The organism is Paenibacillus sp., assembly GCF_031177825.1.
Classification (GTDB): Bacteria; Bacillota; Bacilli; order Paenibacillales; family YIM-B00363; genus Paenibacillus_AE.
In genome coordinates this window covers 308,390-331,664 of sequence record NZ_JAPSKE010000001.1, presented here as the reverse complement: position 1 = coordinate 331,664, position 23,275 = coordinate 308,390, and the positions used below count along the sequence as shown (strand labels likewise).

The window sequence follows — 23,275 nt, the reverse complement described above, 5'->3', positions numbered from 1 at the left end:
CTTACCGAGACGAACTTACGTTAGGGATGCAATTGGGGAGCAGTTCCTCAATTATCGGGGCGGAGTGCCCTAAAAATTGAGGAGAGGCGCTCCAATTCACGAAGTCCGAACTCTATTAGCGGATCTGGTCGCTAGAAAGGTTTGATTCACAAACAAAATGAAAATATGTTGGTGAAATGTTGACCCGGTTCCAACATCGGTGTATATTGTTTGTATGGTGGCAAACAGATACAAACCATGTAGGGAGAGTGTAAAGAGGTGGATTTGGAACGGCAGTTTTGGAACGCAAGCCCTGAAGAGCTGAAGCGCGGATACGGCACGTACCCGGAACAAGGCGGTCACCGCTGCCTCGTGTGCGGCGAGTTCGCCGAATTCGGGCGGGTATTCCCGATCGGCGAGCACTGGTACGACGCGGAAGCGTACATGAAGCGGCATATCGCGGCGGCGCATAAATCGATGTTCGAGTATTTACTGTCGCTCGACAAGAAGTGGACCGGTCTGACGGACGTGCAGCGGGAAGTGCTTCAGCTGTTCTACGAAGGGCGCAGCGACGCGGACACGGCCAAGACGCTGGGAAGCAAGCCGGCGACGGTGCGGTATCATCGGTTTCATCTTCGGGAGAAAGAGAAGCAAGCCAAGGTATTCCTCGCGTTGATGGCGCTGCTCGACGAGCGGCCGAAGGCGAACGCGAGCGCAGGCGACAACGATCAAGAGGAGTTCGTCCCGATTCACCGGACCGCGACGACGATCGACGAACGGTACGCCATGACCGCGGAAGAGAACGAGAAGGTGCTGAAGACGTACTTCCCGTACGGCCTCGAGGGACCGCTCAAGGAGTTCCCGTCCAAGGAGAAGCGGAAGATCGCCGTGCTGCGTCACCTGATGACGCGGTTCGAACGCAATCGGATATATTCGGAGAAGGAAGTGAACGCGGTGCTAAAAGACGCGTTCTCGGACTATGTGACGCTGCGCCGATATATGATCGAGTACGGCTTCATGGATCGCAAGGACGACGGCAGCGAATATTGGGCGAAGGGAGAAGCGATGCATGGATAAGGAAAAGAAGAAGGCGTTGGCCGCGGAATACGTGCTCTCGGAGAGGCCGGCCGGCGCGTTTCGGCTCGTGCACGTCGAGAGCGGCAAGTCGTTCGTCGGAACGACGCCGGACGTGAACGCGATGAAAAATCGAATTTTGTTCCAGCTGAAGATGGGATCCAATTGGATCAAGGCGTTGCAGAACGATTGGAACGAGTATGGCGAGGACGCTTTCCGTTACGAAGTGTTGGAGTTGTTTAAACCGCCGGAGGACGGCATGTACAATTTGAAGAAAGAGCTGGAACGAATGGAGCTCGAATGGCTCGAACGGTTGCAGCCGTACGGAGACAAAGGGTACAACAAACCGCCGAACGATTCCTAATCGGGGCCGCCCCCGCAGACGTCGACAACGTCCGCGAGGGCGGCCCCTCCTTCGTTACGGGACGCCGCAGACGCAGTGGAGGACCGGCCGCCGCGCCGCCGTCGCTTCGTCCAACCGTCTGACGTCCGTCGTATACGGCGCGTTCTTGACGAGTTCCGGATCCGACTTCGCTTCCTCGACGATCCGAAGCAGCGTATCGGCGAACGCGTCGAGCGTCTGTTTGCTTTCGGTTTCCGTCGGCTCGATCATGAGGCACTCCTCGATATTGATCGGGAAGTAAATCGTCGGCGGGTGGTACCCGAAGTCGAGCAACCGCTTCGCGACGTCCAACGTTCGCACGCCGGTCGACGTCTTCAGCGACTTCGCCGACAATACGAATTCGTGCTTGCAGATCCGGTCGAACGGCACGTCGAATGCGGACGCCAGTCGGCGGAACAAGTAGTTCGCGTTCAACACGGCGAGCTCGGAGACGCGGCGCAGGCCGTCCGGACCGTACGTTCGAATATATGCGTACGCGCGGACCAGGATGCCGAAGTTCCCGTAATACGCCTTTACGCGGCCGATCGTGGCCGGGCGGTAATAATCGAAATAATACGTTCCGTCCTCGCGACGCTCGACCGTCGGGGTCGGGAGGAACGGCGCGAGATGCGCCTTCACCCCGACCGGGCCTGCGCCGGGACCGCCGCCCCCGTGCGGCGTGCTCATCGTCTTATGCAGATTCAGGTGCACGACGTCGAACCCCATGTCGCCGGGGCGCGCGATGCCGAGGATGGCGTTCGAATTCGCGCCGTCGTAATACAACAGCCCGCCGGCGTCATGCACGATCGATGCGATCTCTTCGATATGCTCCTCGAACAAGCCGAGCGTATTCGGGTTCGTCAGCATGAGCGCCGCCGTGTCGTCGCCGACCGCCGCTCGCAGCGCGTCGAGATCGACGAGGCCCCGATCGTTCGACGGGATCGTCACCGTCTCGTAGCCGGCCGCCGTTGCACTTGCCGGGTTCGTGCCGTGGGACGAGTCCGGTACGATCACTTTCGTGCGCGTCTCGCCGCGGCTTTCGTGGTACGCCCGGATGAGCATGAGGCCGGTGAACTCCCCGTGCGCGCCGGCCGCCGGCTGCAGCGTCACCCGGTCCATGCCGGTCACCGCCGCGAGGTCTCGCTGCAGCGCGTAGAGCAGCTCGAGCGCGCCTTGCATCGACGATTCCGGCTGGTACGGATGGATGCGAGCGAAGCCGGGATACCGCGCGACGTCTTCGTTCAGTTTCGGATTGTATTTCATCGTACAGGAGCCTAGGGGATAAAAGCCGTTGTCGACGCCGAAGTTCCGCCGCGACAACGCCGTATAATGACGGATAACGTCGACCTCGTACACCTCCGGCAGCGCCGGCGGCTCGGGCCGAAGCAGAGAGGCCGGGATCCACTCGTCGAGCGGCGTCTCCGGCACGTCGCAGGCGGGGAGCGAGTAGGCGACGCGTCCCGGTGCGCTGCGTTCGAAAATGAGCGGCATGTCTGTCATCCCAAGATCGCCTCCAATGCCGACGCGAATGCGTCGATCTCCTCTTTCGTTCGCTGTTCCGTCACGGCGACGAGCATGCAACCGGCGAGCGCCGGATCGTCCCGGCCGAGATCGTACCCGCCGAGGAAGCCTTCCGCGAGCAGCCGTTCGTTCGCTTCGCGCACGGTCGGCCCGCCGTCGGGCAGCCGAATGACGAACTCGTTGAAGAACGGAGCGGAGAAGGGGCGCGTCACACCGGGAACGGACGCCAGCCGCGCGGCCGCATAATGCGCCTTCCGGACGTTGAGCTCGGCCACGTCGCGCATGCCTTGCTTCCCCATGACCGACAAATACACGGAAGCGCACAGCGCGAGCAACGCTTGGTTGGAGCAAATGTTCGACGTCGCTTTCTCGCGCCGGATATGCTGCTCGCGCGCCTGCAGCGTGAGCACGAAGCCGCGCTTGCCGTCCCTGTCGACCGTCTGCCCGACGACGCGGCCGGGAATGCGCCGCATCAGCGCTTCGGAGACGGCGAAGAAGCCGCACGTCGGTCCGCCGAGCGACGGCGCGATCCCGAGCGGCTGCGCGTCGCCGACGACGATGTCCGCGCCGCGCTTGCCCGGCGGCTGCAGCGCGCCGAGCGACAACGGATTGGCGCTGACGACGAGCAGCGCGCCAGCGGCGTGCGCGGCGGCGGCGAGCGCCGCCGTATCCTCGATGCCTCCATAGAAGTTGGGGGACTGAATCATCACGGCGGCGAATGCGCCGCCGCCGCCTGCCCCCAACGCCGCGGCCAAGGCGGTCGCGTCCGTCGCGCCGCTAGCGTCGACGGGGACGACCGCAAGCTCGAGCCCGAGGCCGCGCGCCGTCGTCGCCAGCACCTGCCTCGCCTCGGGATGCACAGCGGCGGACACGGCGAGGCGCTTCCGCTTCGCGGCGCCCGCCGCAAGCGCCCCCGCCTCGGCGAAGGCGGTCGCGCCGTCGTACATGCTCGCATTGGCGACGGAGAGGCCGGTCAGCTCGCAGATATACGACTGGAATTCGAAGATGGCCTGCAGCTCGCCCTGCGAAATCTCCGGCTGATACGGCGTATACGCCGTATAAAACTCCGACCTTGACGCGATATGCTGAATGACGACGGGGAGGTGGTGGTCGTATACGCCGGCGCCGAGAAAGCTGACGTACGATTCCAAATCCGCGTTGCGCGCGGCCAGCGACTTCATATGCCGCAGCAGCGCCCCTTCGCCGAGCGCCTCCGAGACGTCGAGCCGCCCCCGGAAGCGGACCGACGCCGGGACGTCCGCGAACAGCGCTTCGATCGAGTCGACCCCGATCGCTTCGAGCATCGCCCGTTCATCGTCCGCCGTCGCCGGCAAATATCGATGATTCCGCATCTGCATCGAGCTCCTCTCTATCCTTATAACGGCTTGCGCGCGCGATCCGCCCGTCGATAAAACGGCGTCGAGACGACCTTCGCCTTCAGCCGCTTGCCTCGCACGTCGACGTACAGCTCCGTTCCCTCCGCGGCGTACGCGGCGTCCACGAGCGCGAGGCCCAGATTGCGTCGCAGCGTGGGCGACTGCGTGCCGGTCGTCACCTCGCCGACCCGCGCGCCGTCCGCGGCGAACACCGCGTAATGCGTCCGCGGTATGCCGCGGTCGATCATCTCGAGCCCGACCAGTCGCCGAGCCGGGCCCGACGCCTTCTGCGCGGCGAGTGCGTCCCGGCCGATGAAGTCGCCCTTCTCCAGCTTCACGAACGCGCCGAGTCCGGCTTCGAGCGGCGTGATCGAGGGCGACAGCTCCTGACCGTACAACGGCAGCCGCGCCTCGAAGCGCAGCGTATCGCGCGCCCCGAGGCCGACCGGCGCAAGTCCGTGCGGCGCGCCTGCGGCGAACAGCGCGCGCCAGACGTCCGGCGCGCGCGAGGCGTCGACGTACAGCTCGAAGCCGTCCTCGCCGGTGTAGCCGGTGCGCGAGACGAGCGCCGGGACGCCGCCGACGCGCACGCCTTCCGCGAAGCGGAACGGTCGCAGCGCGGCGGGGTCGAACCCGTCGACGCCGTCGCCTCCGCAAGAGGCGTCGCGCACGACATCGACGGCCGCGGGGCCTTGCACCGCGAGCAGCGCCGTCTCCGCGGAGACGTCCCGAATCGTGACGTCGCCCGAAGCGTGCCTCAACATCCACGCCAGATCCGTCTCGACGTTCGACGCGTTCACGACGAGCAGGAACCGATCTTCGCCGAGCCGGTAGACGAGCAGGTCGTCGACCGTGCCGCCGTCCGGGTAACACATCGGCGTATACATCGCCGCGCCGGCGGAAAGCTTCGCGACGTCGTTCGCGACGAGCCGCTGCAGGAACGCAACCGCTTCGGCGCCCGTCACCAGCAATTCGCCCATGTGCGAGACGTCGAACAAGCCCGCCCGGTGCCGCACCGCTTCATGCTCCTTCAGAATGCCTTCGAATTGCACCGGCAGCTCCCAGCCGCCGAAATCGATCGTCTTCGCGCCGAGCGGCGCATAGAGGGGATAGAGGGGCGTTCGCTTCAACGGTTCCGCCATGTCGGACAACACCTCCGCTTCGTTTGGGGGAAAACAGAAAAGGACACAGCTAAAGCGTATTGAATACGATCTCAATACAATCCTTAGCTCTGTCCCTTGTACCTGAGAGTTGCCCCGCCCGGTCTCGGTAGGACCGCGCAAGTTTCCCCTTGGGTGATTCGGCCCGCGCCGCGAGGAGATCCCGCCGCCGCCGAATGCTCTCCAGAGTCGCGTCCGGCACAGGTCCTTTTGCCTGAGAGATTCTCCCGAATCCGGGGTTACTCCTTCGGCGCCTCCGCCCGCCCCGCTTAGCGCGACGGCGAGCGTCGATCTCTCCCTGTACCCTCATTCGCTGTTATGCCGTTGCGTGTCGACCCGTTTAGCGACTTGCGCGCTTGCGCCGCCGCGCGAGCGACTCTACACTAAGTATATCCACCAATGCCCAGGAAGGTGACCGCCAATGCGCGAAGAAGAACGACTGCAACCGATTCCGGACCATCTCGCGCCGGGGCTCGACGTCTTGTTCGTCGGCTACAACCCCAGTATCCGCTCGAGCCGAACGGGCCACCATTACGCCAACCCGAGCAATCGATTTTGGAAAATGATCCACGGCGCCGGCCTCACGCCGAGATTGTACGCCTCCCACGAAGGGGAGGCGATGCTGGAGCTCGGCTACGGCTTCACGAACATCGTGCCGCGCCCCACGCGGACGGCGGAAGAGATTACGAAAGAAGAATATGCGGCGGGACGGCGGGAGTTGCTACAAAAATTGAAGTTGTACCGCCCGAGGGCCGCTTGTTTCGTGGGCAAAGGCGTATACGAGCAATTTTCCGGACGGAAGACGTCGGGGTGGGGCTTTCAGCCGGAAGCCTCGGAGCAGGTGCCGGGGGTGCGCGAGTTCGTCGGGCCGTCGTCGAGCGGTCTCGTTCGGATGAGGCTCGAGGAGATGGTCGACGTCTACGCGGAGCTCGCCCGCTGGAGGCGAGAAGAGCTCGGCCGCCGTTCGTAGGGAACGAGACCGAGCTCTCCATTTTCCAAAGTTATAACAAGTAGAAGCCGATCCCCATGATGAGGTAGGCGCCTAACAGCGTCAAGCCTTCGAACCAGTTCGTGTCGCCGTCGTTCGTAATGCTGATCGTCAGCAGCACGGCGGTCGCCATCGCGATAAGTTCCGGCAAGGAGAAGACGAGCGGCATCGGCGTCTCGAAAACCAACGACACGAATACGAGCACCGGCGCGACGAACATGGCGACCTGCAGCGTCGAACCGACGGCGATCTCCACCGCGACGTTCATCTTGTACTTGAACGCAAAATGGTGACGCAGTAGATGACGAACAGCATCGTCGGCTCCCAATGGAGCAGGCTGCCGGCGATCGATAACGGAAGGCCGGCGGCCAATAAAACGAAGAACAAACGATTGCCCATCGTAGGCGAAACCTCGCTCCCGCAGTAAAGTCGGACTATATGATAATGGTTTCGCCACATCTATGGAATAATATAACTTTCAAGAAGAAAACAGGTTTTACGCATGGGGGGAACATACGTCATGAGTTTGCCGGAAGAAGAACTAAGGCGCGAGGAGCGAAGGCTCGAGGCTGTGTTGGAGCGGGTCGAGCAAGAGATCGAGGAGGCCGGATTGACGGCCGGCGGCCGCAAAGAGCAGCTCGTCGGCGGCAAGCGCGAGCTGTGGGAAGACCTCGTTTACGATACGGACGATTGGTTCGAAGCGGCGGTGCAGCTGACCCAGCAGGCGCAGGAGCTGTCTCAGCACGCGACGAGCTACCGGCTCGCTCAAGGCCGAGCCGAACATCTGCAGCGGCTGCTGTCGAATCCGTATTTCGCCCGGTTCGATTTCCGCGAGACGGGGAGCGGAACGGACGAGCCGATCTATCTCGGCACGATGTCCATCGCCGACGAGGAGACGCACGAGGTCATCGTGTACGACTGGCGCGCGCCGGTAGCGGGCATGTACTACGATTATGGGCCGGGACCGGCGTCGTACGAGGCGCCGGATGGGAAGGTGACCGGCGAGATGACGCTAAAGCGCCAGTTCGTCATCCGCGGCGGCAAGCTGCTCGCCGCGTTCGATACCGGCGTCACGATCGGCGACGAAATGCTGCAGCGGATGCTCGGTCAAGGCGCCGACGATAAGATGAAGTCGATCGTCACGACGATCCAGCGCGAGCAAAATCGAATCATCCGGGAGACGGATCATCGATTCGTGTTCGTTCAAGGCGCCGCCGGCAGCGGGAAGACGTCGGCCGCGCTGCAGCGGGTCGCCTATCTATTATACAAGTACCGGAATTATTGGGAGCCGGAGCAGGTCGTGTTGTTTTCGCCGAACGACGTGTTTAACGATTACGTCTCTAACGTCCTGCCCGAGCTCGGGGAAGACGCGATTCCGCAGACGACGTTTTACGATTACGTCTGGCGCCGGCTTCGCCACGTCGGCGACGTGGAGCATCCGTACGATCAGTTGGAGTACTTGTTGTCTTCGCCGGAGGCGGACGATCCGCGCCGGGAGGGCATCCGCGTCAAGGCGTCGCTCGCGTTCGCGGAGCGGATCGACGCGTACGCGAAGACGCTGGCGGAGCGGGGCGTCGTCTTCCGCTCGTTAACGCGGAAGGACAAGGTCGTGTTCGACGCCGCCGAGCTCGAAGCGATGTTCTACGTCGAGTTCGCGAAGCAGCGCCCGCCGCACCGGCTGGAATCGATGAAGGAACGACTGCTCGAGCGGCTGACGGAGCTGGAGCGCAAGCGCGCGGTAGCCTTGTACCGCAAGTGGTTGAAGGAGCCGAACTATCTCGGCACGGAGCAGGAGCTTAAGCGCCTCGGACTCGCCAAGGCGAAGAAGGCGTATGCGCCGCTCCGCGAGCAAGTCGCGGCGTACGCGTTCCTCGACGTCGTCGGCACGTATCGGCGGCTGCTCGCGGACATCGACGCCGGCGGCGCTTCGTTCCCCGTCGCGGAGGCGGAGTGGGACGCGATCGCCCGGGATACGAACGATCGGCTGGACGTCTCCGCCGCGTTGCCGTACGAGGATGCCGTGCCGATGCTGTATTTGCTCGAAGCGCTGCACGGCGCCTCGCGCATGAACCGGGTCCGGCACGTCGTCGTGGACGAAGCGCAAGATTACACGCCGCTGCAGTGGGCGTATTTGCGCCGGCTGTTCCCGAACGCGGGGGTGACGGCCGTCGGCGACGCGAATCAGGCGATCCACGGCGTGGAGCTCGAGGGCGGCCATATGGCGTCGGCCAAGGCGTTCCCGGCGGAGGAAACCGTGGAGATTCGGCTGAAGAAGAGCTATCGGTCCACGCGGCAGATCGTCGCGTTCGCTTCGGCGATGCTTCCGGACGCCGCGGAGAACGAGCCGTTCGAACGCGACGGTCCGCCGCCGGACGTAACGGTCGTTCCCGAAGCGGCGGAGGCGTCGGACTTCGGGAATCTCGCGGCCGAACGGATTCGGAAGCTCCTCGCCGAAGGCAGCGGTTCGGTCGCCGTCGTGGCGAAGACGGCCGCGGCGGCCGAGGACGCGCATCGGCTGCTCGCCGCGCAAGGCGTCTCGGCGTCCCGTCTGACGAAGGAGACGAAGACGTTCCCGTCCGGGATCGTCGTGCTGCCGTCGTACCTCGCCAAAGGGCTCGAATTCGACGCGGTCGTCGTTTGGGACGCCGGAGCGGACGCGTATGCCCGGGAGAGCGAGCGGAAGCTGCTGTACACAGTATGCACTCGCGCGCTGCATCGGCTCGTCGTCCTCGCTAGAGGCGAACCTTCGCCGTTCCTCCGCGTCGTTCCGGAACGATTGTACGCGAGTTCAAGATAAGTTCACGATTTCGACACACTCCCTGACGCTTCGACAATTTATAATGGATTGTAAAGAGCCTTAACAAACGGGGAGGGCGTCGTGGTGAGCTTGGCGGAACCGACGGTGGTGGATGTGGCGTTAGAAGAAGCGGCGATCGAGGAACGGGCGATGCTGAAGCAGGACGTACATACTCGGCTCGTGCAATTGAGAAAGTTGACCGAGTTGGGCGTGACCGGCGGGCTTTCCGATTCGCTCGACGACGTGAACCGGAAGATCGAACGATACAACGAACTCGTCCCGGACAGCCAGCGTCGACCGTTCGTCTCGTGCGAGACGTTCGTCGCTCAGATCGATTCTTGGGAATAACTTCCTTCTATGGAGCCGACTCTTGTTTTGTGATACACTCGACAAAACATGAGGCGGCTTTTTTTTTATTCCGCTTTCCGGCAAGGAGGGGTCCGGCGATGGATTACGGGTTCATGCAAATCAAGTCGCTCGAAGGCGAATTAAAACTGTCGCATAAGAAAAGAGACTTCGGAATCACCGTCTCCACGAAGGAATTAGTGTATCAGAAGCCTCATGTCAATTATGTGATTCGACTGGACGCGATCGTCACGATCACGCCGTTCGAAGAAGCGGGATCGCCCGGCGCGCGGCGCGGGTGGAAAGGCATTCCGACGTATGAATTAAGCGGTCTGGCGATCGGCAAGGATCACTATCGCATCTATGCGAGGGAAGCCGTCATGCATTCCCGCAGCGGCATCTACACGCTTGGCGCGACCGAATTCATTTTGCCGATGGCTCCGGATTTGCTCCGCGCCGTCGCGATGTACGGACAGCTGAACGCGTTCTAGCTCGTATAGTGTTCTTGGAAACGGTCGACGTCCCTCGGTTCCCCGACGACGAAGAGCGTATCGCCCGGTTGGAACGTCTCCGACGGGGCGGGGGAGACGATCGGCTTTTGCATATGTTCTCGATTGATCAGAAGGACGGTAACGCCGAACTTCTTGCGCAAATCCAAATCCATGAGGCTCCGGTGCAGGAATGACGCCGGGGCCTTTAATTCGATGCCGCTGCAATACGGGGATAATTGAATATATTCCATCAGCCCCGGCATCGAGAGCTGCCTTGCGGTGCGGCGTCCCGACTCTTCTTCGGGATAGACGACGCTGTCCGCGCCGACGATCTCCGATAAGATTTCCCCGCGGAAGTGGTCGTTCGACTTCACGACGACATGCTTGCAGCCCCGCTTCTTCAGCTTCGCCACGATGACGAGCGACGCTTCGAATTCGGTCGCCATGGCGACCACGATCGAATGAAACACCTCGACGTTCAACTCGTCCAACACCGCGTCGTCCGTCGCGTTGCCTTGGACGACATACTCGGCGTACGCCTCTACGGCCTCGAGCAGCGCCTCGTTCTTGTCGCAGCCTACGACGTGGTGCCCCGCTTGGTGCAGTTCTTTCATTACGGCGCTGCCGAAGCGTCCGAGTCCGATGACTAAATACTTCCTTCGCATGGTTTCCGTTCCTCCCGGTTTCTTACCCGACGATAATCGATTCTTTAATATATTTAACCGCTGACTTCTTAGGTTTCACGATACTGTAGATGATCGAGATGATGCCGATGCGGCCGACCATCATCATCAGGATGAGCCACAGCTTGCCGAACGGCGACAGACCGCCGGTCACCCCGTGCGAAAAGCCGTTGTTCGTGATGGCCGACATCGCTTCGAACACGATGGCGAGCGTATCCGTGTCGCTTTCGCTGACGAATAGGACGAAGCAGGACAAGAAGAAGAAGATCAAGACGAAGAAAAAGATGAGGTACGCCTTCTGTACGTCTTCTTCGTATAGCGACTTGCGGAACAGGATGACGTCGCTGTTCCGCGTGATCGCGCTCCGCGCCTTCGCGAGAAGAATCGCGAACGTCGTGATCCGGATGCCGCCGGCGGTGCTGCTCGCGGAGCCGCCGATGAACATGAGCACCATCAGCAGCAAGACGGTCGCCGGCATCGCCGCGCCGAGATCGACGTTGCCGAGGCCGCCGCTTCGGGAGACCACGGACAGGAACAACGTGTTCAACGCCCGCAGCCCGTACGGCATGTCGCCGACGGTGCCTCGGTTTCCCCATTCGAGCGCCGTGATCAGCACGGCGCCGACGACGAGCAGCACGGCGTGGAACAGCAAATTCACCTTCGTGTATAAGCTTTTCTTTTTCCCGCGGAGATAGATCAGCTCCCAGACGGTAGGGAAGCCGAGGACCCCGAGGAATACGAGCAGCGCGGTGACGACCATGAACACCGGCGAACGATTGAACGGCTCGATCGTACCCCCGAATACGTCTAATCCGGTATTGGTGAACGCGGAGACCGCATGGAACGCCGCGTCCCGGATCGCCGTTCCGACATGCGGCTCCGCCCGAAGCACGTCGGGCATTAGAAACAGGAAGCCTATAAATTCGGAAAGGGCCGAAAACATGGCGATGAAGAGGATGAGGCTCTTCACGTTGCGCAGGCTGCGCTGGTTCTGATCGAAGCCCATCAGCGTCAGCTGCGGCAGCGTCGCGTCCCGGTACATCAGGAATAAGTAAGATCCGATGATGCCCATAAATCCGATGCCGCCGATCTGCATCTCCAGTATCATCAACCATTGGGCGGTCGGCGTCAAGACGTCGGCTACGACGATCGTGCTGAGGCCGGTCGTGCTGAGGGCGCTGGACGAGATGAACCATGCGTCCAGGAACGACAGCTCGCCGTACCGGAACGGGGGGAGCCAATACAGGAAAGCGAACGCGAGCGAGATCGCAAGGTACCCGATCGTTATTTTTTTGAACGGCGATTTCGTAAACGAGATTTTTTTCATTAAGGATTCCTTTCCGACGTCGAGCGGATCACGCTTATTTTACCATAATCGTCGTCAAGCATTATAATCGATATGGACGAACGGGGAAAGAGGGGAACAAGTTGACAGCGAATCACGACGAGGCGCTGCTGCGGGAGCGGTTCCGCGCCATCGGCTTGGACGCGTACCGCATCGAGCGGCGGGAAGGCCTCTTCGCCGCGACGTTGTACGACGTCTGGACCGCCGCGGCGGGAAGCGACTCTCAACGCTACATATATAAGCTGCCTCCGCCGGAGCGCAACGGCGAATTCGACGTCGTCGGCAAGCTCGGCGCGGAATTGGCGCCTTGGCTGCCGGAAGGGATCGTTCGGTTCGAGTCGTCGCCGAAGGCGATCGCGATGCGGTACGCGGGAGAGCCGATTCTGCCTCCGGATCGGGCCGGGACGGTTCCCGCGGCGGAACGGCTGGAGGCGTACGAGCTCGTCTCGGAACGGCTCGCCGAGCTTCACCTTCGCACGGCGGCGGCGGCGGAGCGATGGGCGAGCGAAGGCAAGGCGGCGCCGTACGCCTACAGCCGGGAATGGGCGGACGCGCTGCTGATGCAGGCGGAGAGCGTGCTCGATCGCGGCGAATGGGCGGCGTTATCGCGCATCGCGAGCGACTTCTACGCCCGGTACTCCGCGTCGGTCATGCGCGGTCCGGTCGTATTTACGCACGGCGACCCGCACTGGGGCAACGCGCTGCGGCTCGGCGATCGCGTGACGTTGATCGACTGGGAATGGACGAACGTGGCCGCGCCGATGCGCGACATCGCCATCCTCGTGCAGGAGGAGCCGGACGACGAGATGTTGTCGGGCGTCGCGGCGTCGCACGCGACCCGGCTCCTGGCGAACGGCTTGCCCGGCGAATACGACGACGTCATGGCCGACTTCGACCTCATGATGGTCGACAATTCCATCATGACGCTCGCATGGGACGTGGCGTTGTTTCGTCGGGGCGACATCGGTCCGGAGCGGCTGCGCGAAGCGTCGGAGCGTCGGCTCGCGAGGATCGAGACGTTTTGGAATCGGACGCGGCGCTAGTGTATACTGCTGACAAGGCGACTATCGATTCGAATCACAGGGGGAAGACGGCTTGAAGAAAAACGCGAAACATACGGCGGCCATCTCGTTAGGCATTATGGGCGCGGGCTTCGCGGCGGCGTTCCCGATCGCGCATCTGCCCTACGGCTTCGTGCTGCAGAGCGGGTTCGAAGCGGGACTCGTCGGCGGGCTCGCGGATTGGTTCGCGGTGACGGCGCTGTTTCGCCATCCGCTGGGCATTCCGATTCCGCACACGGCCCTGCTCCCGAAAAATCGCGGCAAGGTGACGAACGCGCTCGTGAACGCGATCCAGACGAACTTGTTACATAAACAGAGCATCCTCGAGAAGATGAAGGAGGCGCGCATCGCGCACCGGCTCGCCGATCGGGCGAAACGGGAGCTGGAAGCGGACGATATCGGCGAACGCGCGGCCAAGCTGCTCGGCGGCGCGATCCGCGCGCTGCCGAGGGAGCGGGTCGCGGAAGCGCTGGCCGGCGCCCTTCGGGACGCCGTGCGGGGGATGGACGCGCGCGCGATGCTCGAACGCATCGGAAGCGCCGCCGCGGACCGCGGTTACGAGGAGCCGCTGCTCGATTACGCGCTGTCGCTCGGCGAGCGGTTCGCCATCGGCGAAGAGATGCGGCGGCGGATGGGCGCGATGGCGCTCCGCTCCATCGAACAGATGCAGCTCGGGGGCTTCATGGGCTTCGCCGTCAACGCCTTCGCCGGGTTTATGAACGAGGACAAGCTGGGCGGCATGCTGCAAGATTTCCTCGTTTCCTTCTTGTACGATATGAGAAGATCGGGCAACCCGTATCGGGAGTCCGCCTTGGACGCGCTTCGCGGCGCGATGAGGGGGCTCACCGACAACGAGCGCGTGCTGGAAGAGGCGGAGCGGCTGAAGGCGCGCATCGCGGAAGGCGGGGAGTGGGACGGAACGATCGCCGAGCTCGTCGGAAGCGTGCTGAACGCTGCGGAGCGCCGATTGTCCGATCCGGCGTTCTGCCGAGAGAAAGTCGCGCCTTACGCGCGGGAAGCGCTGGCTCGGCTGGAAGAGACGGATTGGATCGCGCGCGCCGACGGTTGGATTCAGCACCAGGCCGCGGCGTTCGTCGAGAAAAATCACGGCGTCATCGGCCAACTGGTCAAGGAGAACGCGGACAAGCTGGACGACGACACGCTGATCGCGATGATGGAAGAACACGTGGGCAAGGACCTTCAATGGATCCGGGTCAACGGCGCCGTCTGCGGCTTCGCGATCGGTCTTGTGCTCGGACTCGTGCAATGGTTCGCCGTCGGCGGTTAAACGCCGACGAGAATAAGGAAGCCGGCACCGTCGAATCGTACGACGAGCCGGCTTTTTCTTTATTTTAGTAGGAACATATGTCTCTATTTTTGAAGAAATAGGTGATTTTAACCAACTTCGAAAAAGGTTGCACTTCCAAAGTAAAATTACATAAAAAATTAACGCGTTTCAAAAGATTCCCCAAAAGTTTACAATCTTATATATAATGATTGGAAGAAGTTAGAAGTGCGCCGCACGGGGAGGCCGAACATTCCAAAGAATGGCGGCTTGCGGCGACGTAACGGAGGAACGCATGGTACCCATGGAAACCAAAAGGATCGCGATAGCCGAGCAGCAGACGCTGCTTCGCGAAGGAATTCGTAAAATCATAGATTTAGAGCCCGACCTGAAGGTGTGCGCCACCGCCGACAACGAGGAAGATTTGCGCGAAGCGGTGCTCACGCTTCGACCGGCGGCCGTCATCGTCGACACGTCCTTGCACGGCGACGGCGGCATCGATCTGACGTCTTGGATCAAGGAGCGGAGACCCGAGACGAAGGTGATTCTGTTCGCGAACGACATCGAAGAAGACGACTTGCTGCAATCGATCGCGGCGGGAGCGAACGGCTTTCTATTAAAAGACATCCAGTGGGACGACTTGCTGATGCAAATCCGCCTCGTCCTGAAGGGGCAGATGTTCTTGCCGGAACGGCTCGCGGCCAAGCTGTCGAACAAGCTGTTCCGCATCCTGACGGGGGAAAGATACGGGACGCGTCACGTCCAGTCGCTGTTGGAGCGGTTTCGGCTGACGGAGAAGGAATACGAGATTTCGCTGTTGATGGCCAAGGGATTGAACAACCGGCAGATCGCGGAAGCGCTCATGTACAGCGACGGGACGGTGCGCAACTACGTGAGCAGCGTCTACGAGAAGATCGGCGTTCGCGACCGGGCCAAGGCGGTCATCTTCCTGCGAGATTCCGGTTTCCAGGGGAGAGAAGAGACGTCCGCCGATCGCGCCTCGCACGAAAGGGCAACCATATTGTGACAGTAGTCACTATGGAAAAAATTGTTTGTTTGGTAATATACATATGACGTTAATGCATGATTTTAATTAGTTGACGTTATTACATTATATTACAACGCAGCAGCGAGGGGGGCCGGGAGATGCTTGCGAGCTTGATCGGCTACGTGGTGAAGAACGACGTCTTTAACGAACAAGGTTTGCTTGTCATCCCTGCGAATACGCAGCTTAGCGAAACCCACATCGAGCTGATCAAGAAACACGGCATCACCATTCTCCCGCATCATTTGAAGGCGCCGCCGGACGTCGCCGGAGGCGCTCCGACGCCGAAGCTCGCTGAGAATACGAACGACGTCGTCGTGTCGCACGCGACGGAAGAGATGAAAGACGTGTTCGTCCGCTTCCGCGCCGGCGAAGGGCCGTCCGTCAGCGAGATGAAGACGAATTTGATACCGACGATCCAAGAAGCGATCGAATTCCCGACGTTGTTCGGACTGCTCTCGGGCCTGCAGGCCAAAGACGATTACACGTTCCGGCATAACATCGGCGTCGCGGTCATCTCGACGATGATCGGCAAGTGGCTTGGACTCGATTCGGACAAGCTGCAGACGCTTACGTTGGCCGCCGCGCTGCACGATATCGGCAAGGTGAAAATCGAAGACGATATTTTGAATAAACCCGGCAAATTCACCGACGAAGAATACGCCCTCATGAAGCGGCATACGACGTACGGGCACGAAATCTTGTCGGGAAGGAACGATTTGCCGCCCGAGGTGCCCCTCGTCGCGCTGCAGCATCACGAGCGCATGGACGGCAGAGGGTACCCGTTCGGCATCTCGGGAGACAAGATGTCCTACAACAGCAAGATCGTCGCGGTGGCGGACGTCTTCCACGCCATGACCTCCAACCGAGTATATCGCGGCGAAATCCCGTTTTACAAAGTGCTGCTGCAGATGAAAGAAGATGCATTCGGAAAGATGGACCCGTTTATCTGCAATCTATTCGTACACCGGATGATGGAGATGTCGATCGGCAGCGAGGTGCTGCTGTCGAACCAAGCGACGGGGAACATCGTGCTTGTGTTCCCCGACGATCCGATTCATCCGCTCGTGCAGGTCGACAATCAGTTTTACGATCTGCGCCAGCATTCTCAAATCTATATCGAACGACTGGTCGGGTAGCGCGAAGTTCGATAGGATCAGGGCAATCTGTGTTATACAATAGAGAGTATCTGTTTATATCAATGACGCCGGGGCGTATGCCGCTACCGGCGTTATTTTTGCCTTTAGAGGAAAAAAGTTGTTCGCAACCGCATCGTTTCCTGTTATACTTCTATTAAGTTTCTGTTTCAGAGATTGGTCGGAGGGATCAGGGAAGGGGAGGGCTTCATGGCACAGTTACCAAAAACGAACGATCTGGGCTTTTTCGAAATTCGACTGGAATCGATCGGCGGGCTCGGAGCGAACTTGGCCGGGAAAATGCTTGCCGAATCAGGTGTGGTTGGAAGCGGATTCAACGGGGTTAGCTTTTCGTCTTACGGTTCGGAAAAGAAGGGGTCTCCCGTGAAGGCTCACATTCGGTTCTGCGATACGAACGCGGACATCCGGGACACGACGCCGGTCGAGCGGCCTCATATCGTGGGCATCTTTCACGAAAATTTATCGAAAACGATCAACGTCGTCAGCGGCATCTATGCGGATAGCATCGTTCTGGTCAACTCCGCGCGCACGCCCGAAGAGCTGAAAGAGAAGATGAAGCTCGTCGGCGGCACGGTCGCCGTCATCGACGCGACGGGTATCGCGCTCGAAGAGAAAAATCGGGCGAACATGGCGATGCTCGGAGCGTTGTTCCGGCTCTGCGACTTCCTCGACGCGGAGCATATGCGCGGGGTTATCCGCAAGTCCCTCGAGAAGAAATATCCACAGGCCGTCGAACCGGCGCTTCGTACGTTCCAACGCGGCTACGACGAGGTGCAATTCCGCACGTTCGAGCTGCCGGAAGGCGTCGAGATGCCGCTTCCGAAGCGGTGGGACATTCCGGTCCTCGGTTACGAGACGCAGCCGATCGGCGGCGTCGTCATCAATCCCGGCAACAGCATTCTGAAGGACCTCAGCATTTCCCGCAGCGGGATGATGCCGCACTTCGACGACGATAAGTGCATTCATTGCGCGGCGTGCGACACGGCGTGCCCTGATTTTTGCTTCGTCTGGGAAGAGCAACCCGACAAGAAGGGACGTCCGCAGATGTTCCTGCAAGGGATCGATTATCAATATTGCAAGGGGTGCCTCAAGTGCGTTACGGCTTGCCCGACGGAAGCGCTCAGCTCCGAACGCGAGACGGACGGTTACGGCGAGGAACACCGCGTGCCACATAGATTCAATTTGGTTCAAGCGTAAGGATTTCAAGGGATTGAAGGGAGAGGTGAACGAGCGTGGCGATCGAATTCGATAAGGAAGTGAGCGCGGGCACCGTCGAGCAGCGGATCGTGTACGAATCCGGCAACGAGATGGCGGCCTATGCGGCGCACCAAATCAATTATCATATTATGGGATATTTCCCGATTTCGCCTTCCACCGAGGTGGCGCAATTCCTCGATTTGATGAAGGCGAACGGACAGCACGACATTAAGCTCATCCCGGCGGACGGGGAGCACGGCTCGGCGGGCATCTGTTACGGCGCGTCGACGGCGGGCGGCCGCGTATTCAACGCGACGAGCGCGAACGGATACCTGTACATGCTGGAGCAGATGCCGGTACAATCCGGCACGCGATTCCCGATGGTCATGAATTTGGTGTGCCGTTCGGTATCCGGACCGCTGAACATTCACGGCGACCATTCCGACTTGTATTTCGCCTTGAACACGGGCTGGCCGATTTTGATGTGCCGCGACCCGCAAGCCGTATACGACATGAACATCATGGCGATCAAGCTGGCGGAGCATCCGAAAGTGCGCCTGCCGGTGCTCGTCGCGTCCGACGGCTACTTCACGTCCCACCAGAAGCGCCGCGTGCAGACGTTCGCAAACAAGGCGGACGTGCAGGCGTTCGTCGGCGAACAGCCGCCGCAAGGGTTCCCGCACGTGCTCGACCGGAACAATCCGATCACCGTCGGCCCGTACATGAACGAGCCGGATTATATCAATAACTGTTACCAACAATCGGTCGCCATGTACAACGCCGAAGAGGTATACGACGAAATCCGCAAGGAATATGCGGCGTTGACGGGTCGCGACTACCCGATCCTCGACCTGTACATGATGGACGACGCGGAAGTCGTGTTGTTCACGCTGAATTCCGCATCGGAAATTACGAAGGTCGCCGTCGACCAGCTCCGCGCCAAAGGCGTGAAGGCGGGTTCGATCGCGCCGAACATGATTCGTCCGTTCCCGGGCAAGCAGATCGCCGAAGCGCTGAAGAACGTGAAAGCCGTCGTCGTGGCGGACCGCGCGGATTCGTACGGCGCGCAAGGCGGCAACATGACGCTCGAGGTGAAGGCGGCGCTGTTCACGAACGGCGTGAAGGACATCCAAGTGATCTCCCGCGTCTACGGTCTCGGGGGCAAAGACTACTTCTTGGAAGACGCGCATGCGTTCTTCGAGCTCGCGATCGACGCGGCCGCGAAGAACAAGGTGGAAGTGCCGTTCGACTATTACGGCCACACGCCGGGCGATCCGGACAAGGCGCCTAAGCGGATTCTCGAGCCGATGGCGTACGAGGACCTGAAGACGGGTCTCATTACCGTCAACAAGGACGAGGAGACGGGCCAGCTGAAGGTCAAGGTTCCGCCGATCCGGCAGCTCACGAAGAAGCCGAAACGGATGGCTCCGGGCCACGGCGCGTGCCCGGGCTGCGGCATCTTCTCGGGTCTCGAGCTGTTCTTCAAGGGCATCGAAGGGGATATCGTAGCGCTGTACCACACGGGCTGCGCGATGGTCGTCACGACGGGCTTCCCGTATTCGTCTCACAAGGCGACTTACATTCACAACCTGTTCCAGAACGGCGCAGCGACGCTGTCCGGCGTCGTGGAGATGTTCTGGGAGCGCAAGCGCCGCGGGGAACTCGATCAGTACGGCTTGAAGGACGACTTCACGTTCGTCATGATCACGGGCGACGGCGGCATGGACATCGGTATGGGCCCGGCGATCGGCGCCGCGCTTCGCAATCATAAGATGATCGTGCTCGAATACGATAACGAAGGCTATATGAACACGGGCGCGCAATTGTCTTATTCGACGCCGCTCGGCCACCGCACGTCGACGTCCAACGTCGGCAAGCACCAAGGCGGCAAGCTGTTCCACCATAAAGATACGGCGCAAATCATGGCGGCGACGAACATTCCGTACGTCTTCACCGGCTCCGAGTCCCAACCGCAAGATTTGCTGCGTAAAGCCGCGAAGGCGCAATATTACGCGCAAAACGAGGGCATGGTATATGGTAAGATATTGATCACTTGCCCGCTGAACTGGCTGTCGGAGGAGAAGGACGGCCAGACGATCATCGACAACGCGGTCAACTCTTGCTTCTTCCCGTTGTACGAAATCGAGAACGGCGTGACGAACATTACGTACAATCCGGAAGAGAAGAACAAGCGCGTTCCGCTCTCCGACTGGCTGAAGCAAATGGGCAAGACGCGTCATATGACGAAGCCGGAGTACGAAGCTGCGTACAAATCGTTCGAGCAAGAAGTGGATCGTCGCTGGAGCCGCCTCAAGGCGAAGCACGAGAACCCGTACTTGTAAGAAACGGGGAACGCGTATGCCTTATTATTTGCGGCACCGGGATACGGGCGAGATCGCGGCCGGGATGTTGCGCAACGTGTACGACCTCGACTATTACGGGGCGGCGTGGTGGGCAACCGAGGAAGAGGCGGCGACAGCCGCCGCTTCCCGTCCGGAGTGGATTCCGACCCCGGTGACGGAAGCGAAGCTGAAAGTGTTCAATGTAAAGCTGAATAACGATGCCGGCCGGAAGTTGTTTATCGACGACAACGGGACGCTTCGCGTCGAGAAGGGTTCCGCCGAATAACGGCGGAACTTTTTCGCTTGTTGCGTCGCGTCGGCAGGGGGAAGGAATCGCATGACGATCGCATCGACGACGAATTATTATGAATGGCTGGGAACGCCGGACCTGCAGGATGAGCTGAGGGAGACGGTCGTTCGCATCGGCTACGACGCATTCCGCGTCTTGGTCGACCAATTGGAGAAAGCGCTGAAGGAAGTCGAAGAGGGCGGGTTCGACGATTACGCCGCCCGTCTAGCCGCGGGGGAGCGATTGTTTCCGGAGCCGTCCCGCTTCAGCCCGACGTGGCAGGTCGTGTGGGCGGAGCTCGGCGAGAAGCTGCGTTGGAAGCGGTACGCCTACGAAGCCGTATCGCCCGCGGACCGCGAGGGCGAGTGGCAGATCGTCATGGATAACCCGTTCACGAACAACGAAGTGGTTTGTTATCCGACGCTCAGCTTTATCGAAGCCGCGTATTTGTTCGGTTACTTCAAGCCGACGCTCGAGAAGAACGAATATTTGCGCCTGCAGAAGGTCGTTAACGCGCTGCAGCTCACGGGAGAATAACGCCGAATCAAGTCGGGGGATGTCGACGAAGCGGTTGCAAAATAAGGCTTGTCGTCCGAGCGTCTGTTCTATTACAATAGGTACAGAGGCGAATACAAGGCGGTGAAACCGAATGCAGCAGCTTTCCGTCGTCCACTTCTTCGACAGCCTGCCGCCGAAGCTTTGCCGCACCTGCGGCGAAGTGTTGCACGAGCAGGCGGACTGCTATTGGAACCATTGCTTCGAGTGCATGGATTTGCATGTCGTCCCGTTGTCCTTGTCGCCCCGGTTCGCGGCGAATTCTTCGCCCGCGCCGGCCTAAGCACCGATCGAAACATCGAGTTTGCCTCCGGCGAAGTTGTTGTCGTCGGGGGCGCTTTTCGTTCTGTCCGGGAAATCGGGCGGAATGAATCTTAACTTTTTGGGACATTTATGATATGTATGTATAGAGTCGATTTCGGATTGTCCGGGAAGGAGGGCGCCTGATGAAACGGCGTTTTGTCATCGAAGCGGTCATGGCGGCCATTTACGGAGAGATTATGGTCCCGAACCGTCCGGTAGAATATTTGCTGCCGTATTCCACCGTGCAAGAGCTGTACGATATGAAAGAAAATTCGGAGCCCGTCATGCCGGACCCGGCGGACGACGCGCACGTCAAGAAGAAAATCCTAGAGATGATCGCCTTCTTCGAGGATTCGTTCAATCGAAAGAAGATCGAACGGTCGTTCTCCGCGCCTTGGAAACAGAGCCCGCCGCTCGTCGTGAACGAGCAGGTGTCGTTCGTGGTCGTGAATTCGATCGAGAACGCGCAATACGGAGAGACGTTCGATCCGATCGAGACCGAGCTGCTGCTTACGTCGCTTCGGGAGCAGGTTCCGATCTTGACGGACCAGCTGGATTTCCTCGAGCGCGTGATCGAAACCGAGGTGCCGGTCCAAGTGTTCGATATCGAAGATTTCGAATATGCCATGGAAGCCGACGAACCTGTCGAGGACTGGAAGACGACGTGAACGAACCGGAGCAAGCGATCCGCATACGGCCCCTCGGCCGGCGGCGCCCTCCGGTTTTTTCTTTTATCCGAAGCGGACGGTCGCTGTGGCGCGTCGACGCGTAGATACGTTTTCTTATTGACGTTAACCACCGCTCAATATAGAATGTGAGATAAGTTTTTATACAGATTGCATATCATTGAGGGGGACTTACGGATGAGTTTACGGACAAGCTGGAAAGCGATTTCGCTCGTGCTCGCCGCGGCGACGTTGACGTTCGCGGTCGGCTGCGCCAATCAAGGAAGCGGAGAGAAGGTTTATCAAGTCGGGATTTCGCAAATCGTAGAGCACCCGTCGCTCGACGCGACGCGGGAAGGCTTCATCGCGGGACTCAAGGACGCGGGTCTCGTCGAAGGCGAGAACCTCAAGATCGATTATAGCAACGCGGGCGGCGACAAGTCGTCGAATGCGACGATCGCGCAAAACTTCAAAGCGGACAAGAAGGATCTCGTTCTCGGCATCGCAACGGATTCCGCGATTGCGCTCGCGGACGCGATCAAGGACGCCCCGGTTATCTTTACGGCGGTTACCGATCCGGTCGGCGCGGGACTGCTCGAAAATCCGGAGAAGCCGGGCGGCAACGTGACGGGCGTCTCGGATACGCATCCGGACGAAATCGCGAAGCTGATGGATTTCATCGCGGCGAACTTCCCGGACGTGAAGACGGTCGGCACGGTCATTAACCAAGGCGAACAGAACGCGGTCGTCTCGATCGAACGGGCGCAAGCGGCGCTTGACGCGCACGGCGTGAAGATCGAGACGGCGGGCGTCGCGAACAGCTCCGAGGTGAAGCAGGCGGCGGAATCGCTCGTCGGCCGCGTAGACGCGATTTACGTTCCGAAGGACAATACGGTCGTCTCCGCGTTCGAAGCGGTCGTCGGCGTCGCCAACGACAACAAGCTTCCGCTCTTCGTCGGCGACATCGATTCCGTCAAGCGCGGCGCGTTCGCGACGTTCGGATACGAGTATTACGACATCGGCTACACGACGGGCAAGATGGCGGCCGATATTTTGCTCAACGGGAAAAATCCGGGCGACGTGCCGGTCGGCTTCCCGGAGCAGCTCGACTTGTACTACAGCGAGCCGGCGGCCGCGGCGCAAGGCGTCGAAGTGACGCAAGCGATTCGGGACTTGATTTCCGACGAAGCGGTACAGGTGATCAAGGAAGTCGCGCAACCATAAACAATTACCGG

The 23,275-nt window shown here is 60.4% G+C and carries 23 protein-coding genes, 1 pseudogene and 1 riboswitch; of the genes and pseudogenes, 17 read left to right on the top strand and 7 right to left on the bottom strand.

Translation table 11 applies throughout. From position 1 onward, the window contains the following. Positions 1 to 258 precede the first annotated feature (258 nt). Both RIN49_RS01480 and RIN49_RS01475 read left to right on the top strand, forming a co-directional pair. Positions 259 to 1,056: a DUF2087 domain-containing protein gene (locus RIN49_RS01480; RefSeq protein WP_309118384.1), complete on the top strand. Its 798-nt coding sequence runs from the start codon at positions 259 to 261 to the stop codon at positions 1,054 to 1,056. Continuing rightward, positions 1,049 to 1,417, top strand: a complete 369-nt coding sequence (locus tag RIN49_RS01475) for a GIY-YIG nuclease family protein (RefSeq protein ID WP_309118383.1) — start codon at positions 1,049 to 1,051, stop codon at positions 1,415 to 1,417. Before RIN49_RS01480 ends, RIN49_RS01475 begins: the two co-directional genes overlap by 8 nt. A gap of 54 nt (positions 1,418 to 1,471) precedes the next feature. Here the strand turns inward: RIN49_RS01475 and gcvPB are convergent, their stop codons facing one another. From gcvPB to gcvT, 3 genes are read right to left on the bottom strand one after another with little or no spacing between them, the layout of a single operon-like run. Beyond that, complete coding sequence (gene gcvPB, locus RIN49_RS01470; protein ID WP_309118382.1) at positions 1,472 to 2,935, bottom strand: aminomethyl-transferring glycine dehydrogenase subunit GcvPB; 1,464 nt, start codon at positions 2,933 to 2,935, stop codon at positions 1,472 to 1,474. Next, positions 2,932 to 4,308 (bottom strand): aminomethyl-transferring glycine dehydrogenase subunit GcvPA, encoded by a 1,377-nt coding sequence (gene gcvPA / locus RIN49_RS01465; RefSeq protein WP_309118381.1) that lies wholly within the window; start codon positions 4,306 to 4,308, stop codon positions 2,932 to 2,934. The genes gcvPB and gcvPA overlap by 4 nt, the downstream gene beginning before the upstream one ends. Before the next feature lie 23 nt (positions 4,309 to 4,331). Next, complete coding sequence (gcvT, locus tag RIN49_RS01460; RefSeq protein WP_309118380.1) at positions 4,332 to 5,474, bottom strand: glycine cleavage system aminomethyltransferase GcvT; 1,143 nt, start codon at positions 5,472 to 5,474, stop codon at positions 4,332 to 4,334. 210 nt (positions 5,475 to 5,684) lie between these two features. Beyond that, positions 5,685 to 5,802: riboswitch (glycine riboswitch) on the bottom strand. Positions 5,803 to 5,913: 111 nt separating this feature from the next. On the opposite strand from gcvT, the gene RIN49_RS01455 reads away from it, so the two are divergent. Continuing rightward, positions 5,914 to 6,462 (top strand): mismatch-specific DNA-glycosylase, encoded by a 549-nt coding sequence (locus RIN49_RS01455; RefSeq protein ID WP_309118379.1) that lies wholly within the window; start codon positions 5,914 to 5,916, stop codon positions 6,460 to 6,462. A 31-nt stretch (positions 6,463 to 6,493) separates the two neighbouring features. Here RIN49_RS01455 and RIN49_RS01450 read toward each other — a convergent pair. Both RIN49_RS01450 and RIN49_RS01445 read right to left on the bottom strand, forming a co-directional pair. After that, positions 6,494 to 6,766: pseudogene (locus RIN49_RS01450) on the bottom strand (calcium/proton exchanger); the annotation flags it as partial. Continuing rightward, entirely contained in the window at positions 6,745 to 6,879 is a 135-nt protein-coding gene (locus tag RIN49_RS01445; protein ID WP_309118509.1) for a hypothetical protein, read from the bottom strand. The gene RIN49_RS01445 and the pseudogene RIN49_RS01450, both read right to left, overlap by 22 nt. A 121-nt stretch (positions 6,880 to 7,000) precedes the next feature. Here RIN49_RS01445 and helD point away from each other — a divergent pair, with 121 nt between their 5' ends. The 3 genes from helD to RIN49_RS01430 all read left to right on the top strand — a co-directional run bounded on the left by helD (position 7,001) and on the right by RIN49_RS01430 (position 10,113). Beyond that, positions 7,001 to 9,277 (top strand): RNA polymerase recycling motor HelD, encoded by a 2,277-nt coding sequence (gene helD, locus RIN49_RS01440; RefSeq protein ID WP_309118378.1) that lies wholly within the window; start codon positions 7,001 to 7,003, stop codon positions 9,275 to 9,277. 84 nt (positions 9,278 to 9,361) lie between these two features. Further along, positions 9,362 to 9,625 (top strand): hypothetical protein, encoded by a 264-nt coding sequence (locus RIN49_RS01435; protein ID WP_309118377.1) that lies wholly within the window; start codon positions 9,362 to 9,364, stop codon positions 9,623 to 9,625. A gap of 98 nt (positions 9,626 to 9,723) precedes the next feature. Then, positions 9,724 to 10,113, top strand: a complete 390-nt coding sequence (locus RIN49_RS01430) for a hypothetical protein (RefSeq protein WP_309118376.1) — start codon at positions 9,724 to 9,726, stop codon at positions 10,111 to 10,113. Here the strand turns inward: RIN49_RS01430 and RIN49_RS01425 are convergent. Together RIN49_RS01425 and RIN49_RS01420 are read right to left on the bottom strand one after the other, a co-directional pair. Then, positions 10,110 to 10,778: a potassium channel family protein gene (locus RIN49_RS01425; RefSeq protein ID WP_309118375.1), complete on the bottom strand. Its 669-nt coding sequence runs from the start codon at positions 10,776 to 10,778 to the stop codon at positions 10,110 to 10,112. The genes RIN49_RS01430 and RIN49_RS01425 overlap by 4 nt on opposite strands. 22 nt (positions 10,779 to 10,800) lie before the next feature. Then, positions 10,801 to 12,123 (bottom strand): TrkH family potassium uptake protein, encoded by a 1,323-nt coding sequence (locus tag RIN49_RS01420; protein WP_309118374.1) that lies wholly within the window; start codon positions 12,121 to 12,123, stop codon positions 10,801 to 10,803. Between the two features lie 101 nt (positions 12,124 to 12,224). On the opposite strand from RIN49_RS01420, the gene RIN49_RS01415 reads away from it, so the two are divergent. From RIN49_RS01415 to RIN49_RS01365, 11 genes are all read left to right on the top strand, one after another. Beyond that, positions 12,225 to 13,184 carry a phosphotransferase gene (locus RIN49_RS01415; RefSeq protein WP_309118373.1) on the top strand — a complete coding sequence of 320 codons (960 nt, stop codon included), beginning with the start codon at positions 12,225 to 12,227 and terminating at the stop codon, positions 13,182 to 13,184. A 97-nt stretch (positions 13,185 to 13,281) separates the two neighbouring features. Next, the gene (locus tag RIN49_RS01410; RefSeq protein WP_483874273.1) at positions 13,282 to 14,490 is read left to right on the top strand and encodes a DUF445 domain-containing protein; all 1,209 of its coding nucleotides are present in this window, start codon (positions 13,282 to 13,284) and stop codon (positions 14,488 to 14,490) included. Positions 14,491 to 14,791: 301 nt separating this feature from the next. After that, positions 14,792 to 15,514: a response regulator gene (locus RIN49_RS01405; RefSeq protein WP_309118371.1), complete on the top strand. Its 723-nt coding sequence runs from the start codon at positions 14,792 to 14,794 to the stop codon at positions 15,512 to 15,514. A 119-nt stretch (positions 15,515 to 15,633) separates the two neighbouring features. Beyond that, positions 15,634 to 16,671 (top strand): HD-GYP domain-containing protein, encoded by a 1,038-nt coding sequence (locus RIN49_RS01400; RefSeq protein WP_309118370.1) that lies wholly within the window; start codon positions 15,634 to 15,636, stop codon positions 16,669 to 16,671. Positions 16,672 to 16,878: 207 nt separating this feature from the next. Then, on the top strand, positions 16,879 to 17,886 hold the full coding sequence (locus tag RIN49_RS01395) for a 2-oxoacid:acceptor oxidoreductase family protein (RefSeq protein ID WP_309118369.1): 1,008 nt from the start codon (positions 16,879 to 16,881) through the stop codon (positions 17,884 to 17,886). Between the two features lie 35 nt (positions 17,887 to 17,921). Further along, on the top strand, positions 17,922 to 20,228 hold the full coding sequence (locus tag RIN49_RS01390; protein WP_309118368.1) for a thiamine pyrophosphate-dependent enzyme: 2,307 nt from the start codon (positions 17,922 to 17,924) through the stop codon (positions 20,226 to 20,228). A gap of 16 nt (positions 20,229 to 20,244) precedes the next feature. Then, positions 20,245 to 20,514 carry a hypothetical protein gene (locus RIN49_RS01385; RefSeq protein ID WP_309118367.1) on the top strand — a complete coding sequence of 90 codons (270 nt, stop codon included), beginning with the start codon at positions 20,245 to 20,247 and terminating at the stop codon, positions 20,512 to 20,514. 51 nt (positions 20,515 to 20,565) lie between these two features. Further along, a complete protein-coding gene (locus RIN49_RS01380) occupies positions 20,566 to 21,054 on the top strand; it encodes a hypothetical protein (RefSeq protein WP_309118366.1) in 489 nt (162 codons plus the stop codon). A gap of 112 nt (positions 21,055 to 21,166) precedes the next feature. After that, complete coding sequence (yhfH, locus tag RIN49_RS01375; protein ID WP_309118365.1) at positions 21,167 to 21,355, top strand: protein YhfH; 189 nt, start codon at positions 21,167 to 21,169, stop codon at positions 21,353 to 21,355. Between the two features lie 163 nt (positions 21,356 to 21,518). Beyond that, positions 21,519 to 22,043: an ADP-heptose synthase gene (locus RIN49_RS01370; protein ID WP_138196405.1), complete on the top strand. Its 525-nt coding sequence runs from the start codon at positions 21,519 to 21,521 to the stop codon at positions 22,041 to 22,043. Between the two features lie 195 nt (positions 22,044 to 22,238). Then, the gene (locus RIN49_RS01365; RefSeq protein ID WP_309118364.1) at positions 22,239 to 23,264 is read left to right on the top strand and encodes an ABC transporter substrate-binding protein; all 1,026 of its coding nucleotides are present in this window, start codon (positions 22,239 to 22,241) and stop codon (positions 23,262 to 23,264) included. Positions 23,265 to 23,275: the final 11 nt, after the last annotated feature.

Excerpts from the sequence above, each read along its gene's own strand:
- RIN49_RS01475 (WP_309118383.1), top strand. The coding sequence starts at position 1,049 with ATGGATAAGGAAAAGAAGAAGGCGTTGGCCGCGGAATACGTGCTCTCG.
- gcvPB (WP_309118382.1), bottom strand. The coding sequence starts at position 2,935 with ATGACAGACATGCCGCTCATTTTCGAACGCAGCGCACCGGGACGCGTC.
- gcvPA (WP_309118381.1), bottom strand. The coding sequence starts at position 4,308 with ATGCGGAATCATCGATATTTGCCGGCGACGGCGGACGATGAACGGGCG.
- gcvT (WP_309118380.1), bottom strand. The coding sequence starts at position 5,474 with ATGGCGGAACCGTTGAAGCGAACGCCCCTCTATCCCCTCTATGCGCCG.
- RIN49_RS01455 (WP_309118379.1), top strand. The coding sequence starts at position 5,914 with ATGCGCGAAGAAGAACGACTGCAACCGATTCCGGACCATCTCGCGCCG.
- RIN49_RS01445 (WP_309118509.1), bottom strand. The coding sequence starts at position 6,879 with ATGGGCAATCGTTTGTTCTTCGTTTTATTGGCCGCCGGCCTTCCGTTA.
- helD (WP_309118378.1), top strand. The coding sequence starts at position 7,001 with ATGAGTTTGCCGGAAGAAGAACTAAGGCGCGAGGAGCGAAGGCTCGAG.
- RIN49_RS01430 (WP_309118376.1), top strand. The coding sequence starts at position 9,724 with ATGGATTACGGGTTCATGCAAATCAAGTCGCTCGAAGGCGAATTAAAA.
- RIN49_RS01425 (WP_309118375.1), bottom strand. The coding sequence starts at position 10,778 with ATGCGAAGGAAGTATTTAGTCATCGGACTCGGACGCTTCGGCAGCGCC.
- RIN49_RS01420 (WP_309118374.1), bottom strand. The coding sequence starts at position 12,123 with ATGAAAAAAATCTCGTTTACGAAATCGCCGTTCAAAAAAATAACGATC.
- RIN49_RS01410 (WP_483874273.1), top strand. The coding sequence starts at position 13,282 with ATGGGCGCGGGCTTCGCGGCGGCGTTCCCGATCGCGCATCTGCCCTAC.
- RIN49_RS01405 (WP_309118371.1), top strand. The coding sequence starts at position 14,792 with ATGGAAACCAAAAGGATCGCGATAGCCGAGCAGCAGACGCTGCTTCGC.
- RIN49_RS01400 (WP_309118370.1), top strand. The coding sequence starts at position 15,634 with ATGCTTGCGAGCTTGATCGGCTACGTGGTGAAGAACGACGTCTTTAAC.
- RIN49_RS01395 (WP_309118369.1), top strand. The coding sequence starts at position 16,879 with ATGGCACAGTTACCAAAAACGAACGATCTGGGCTTTTTCGAAATTCGA.
- RIN49_RS01385 (WP_309118367.1), top strand. The coding sequence starts at position 20,245 with ATGCCTTATTATTTGCGGCACCGGGATACGGGCGAGATCGCGGCCGGG.
- RIN49_RS01380 (WP_309118366.1), top strand. The coding sequence starts at position 20,566 with ATGACGATCGCATCGACGACGAATTATTATGAATGGCTGGGAACGCCG.
- yhfH (WP_309118365.1), top strand. The coding sequence starts at position 21,167 with ATGCAGCAGCTTTCCGTCGTCCACTTCTTCGACAGCCTGCCGCCGAAG.
- RIN49_RS01370 (WP_138196405.1), top strand. The coding sequence starts at position 21,519 with ATGAAACGGCGTTTTGTCATCGAAGCGGTCATGGCGGCCATTTACGGA.
- RIN49_RS01365 (WP_309118364.1), top strand. The coding sequence starts at position 22,239 with ATGAGTTTACGGACAAGCTGGAAAGCGATTTCGCTCGTGCTCGCCGCG.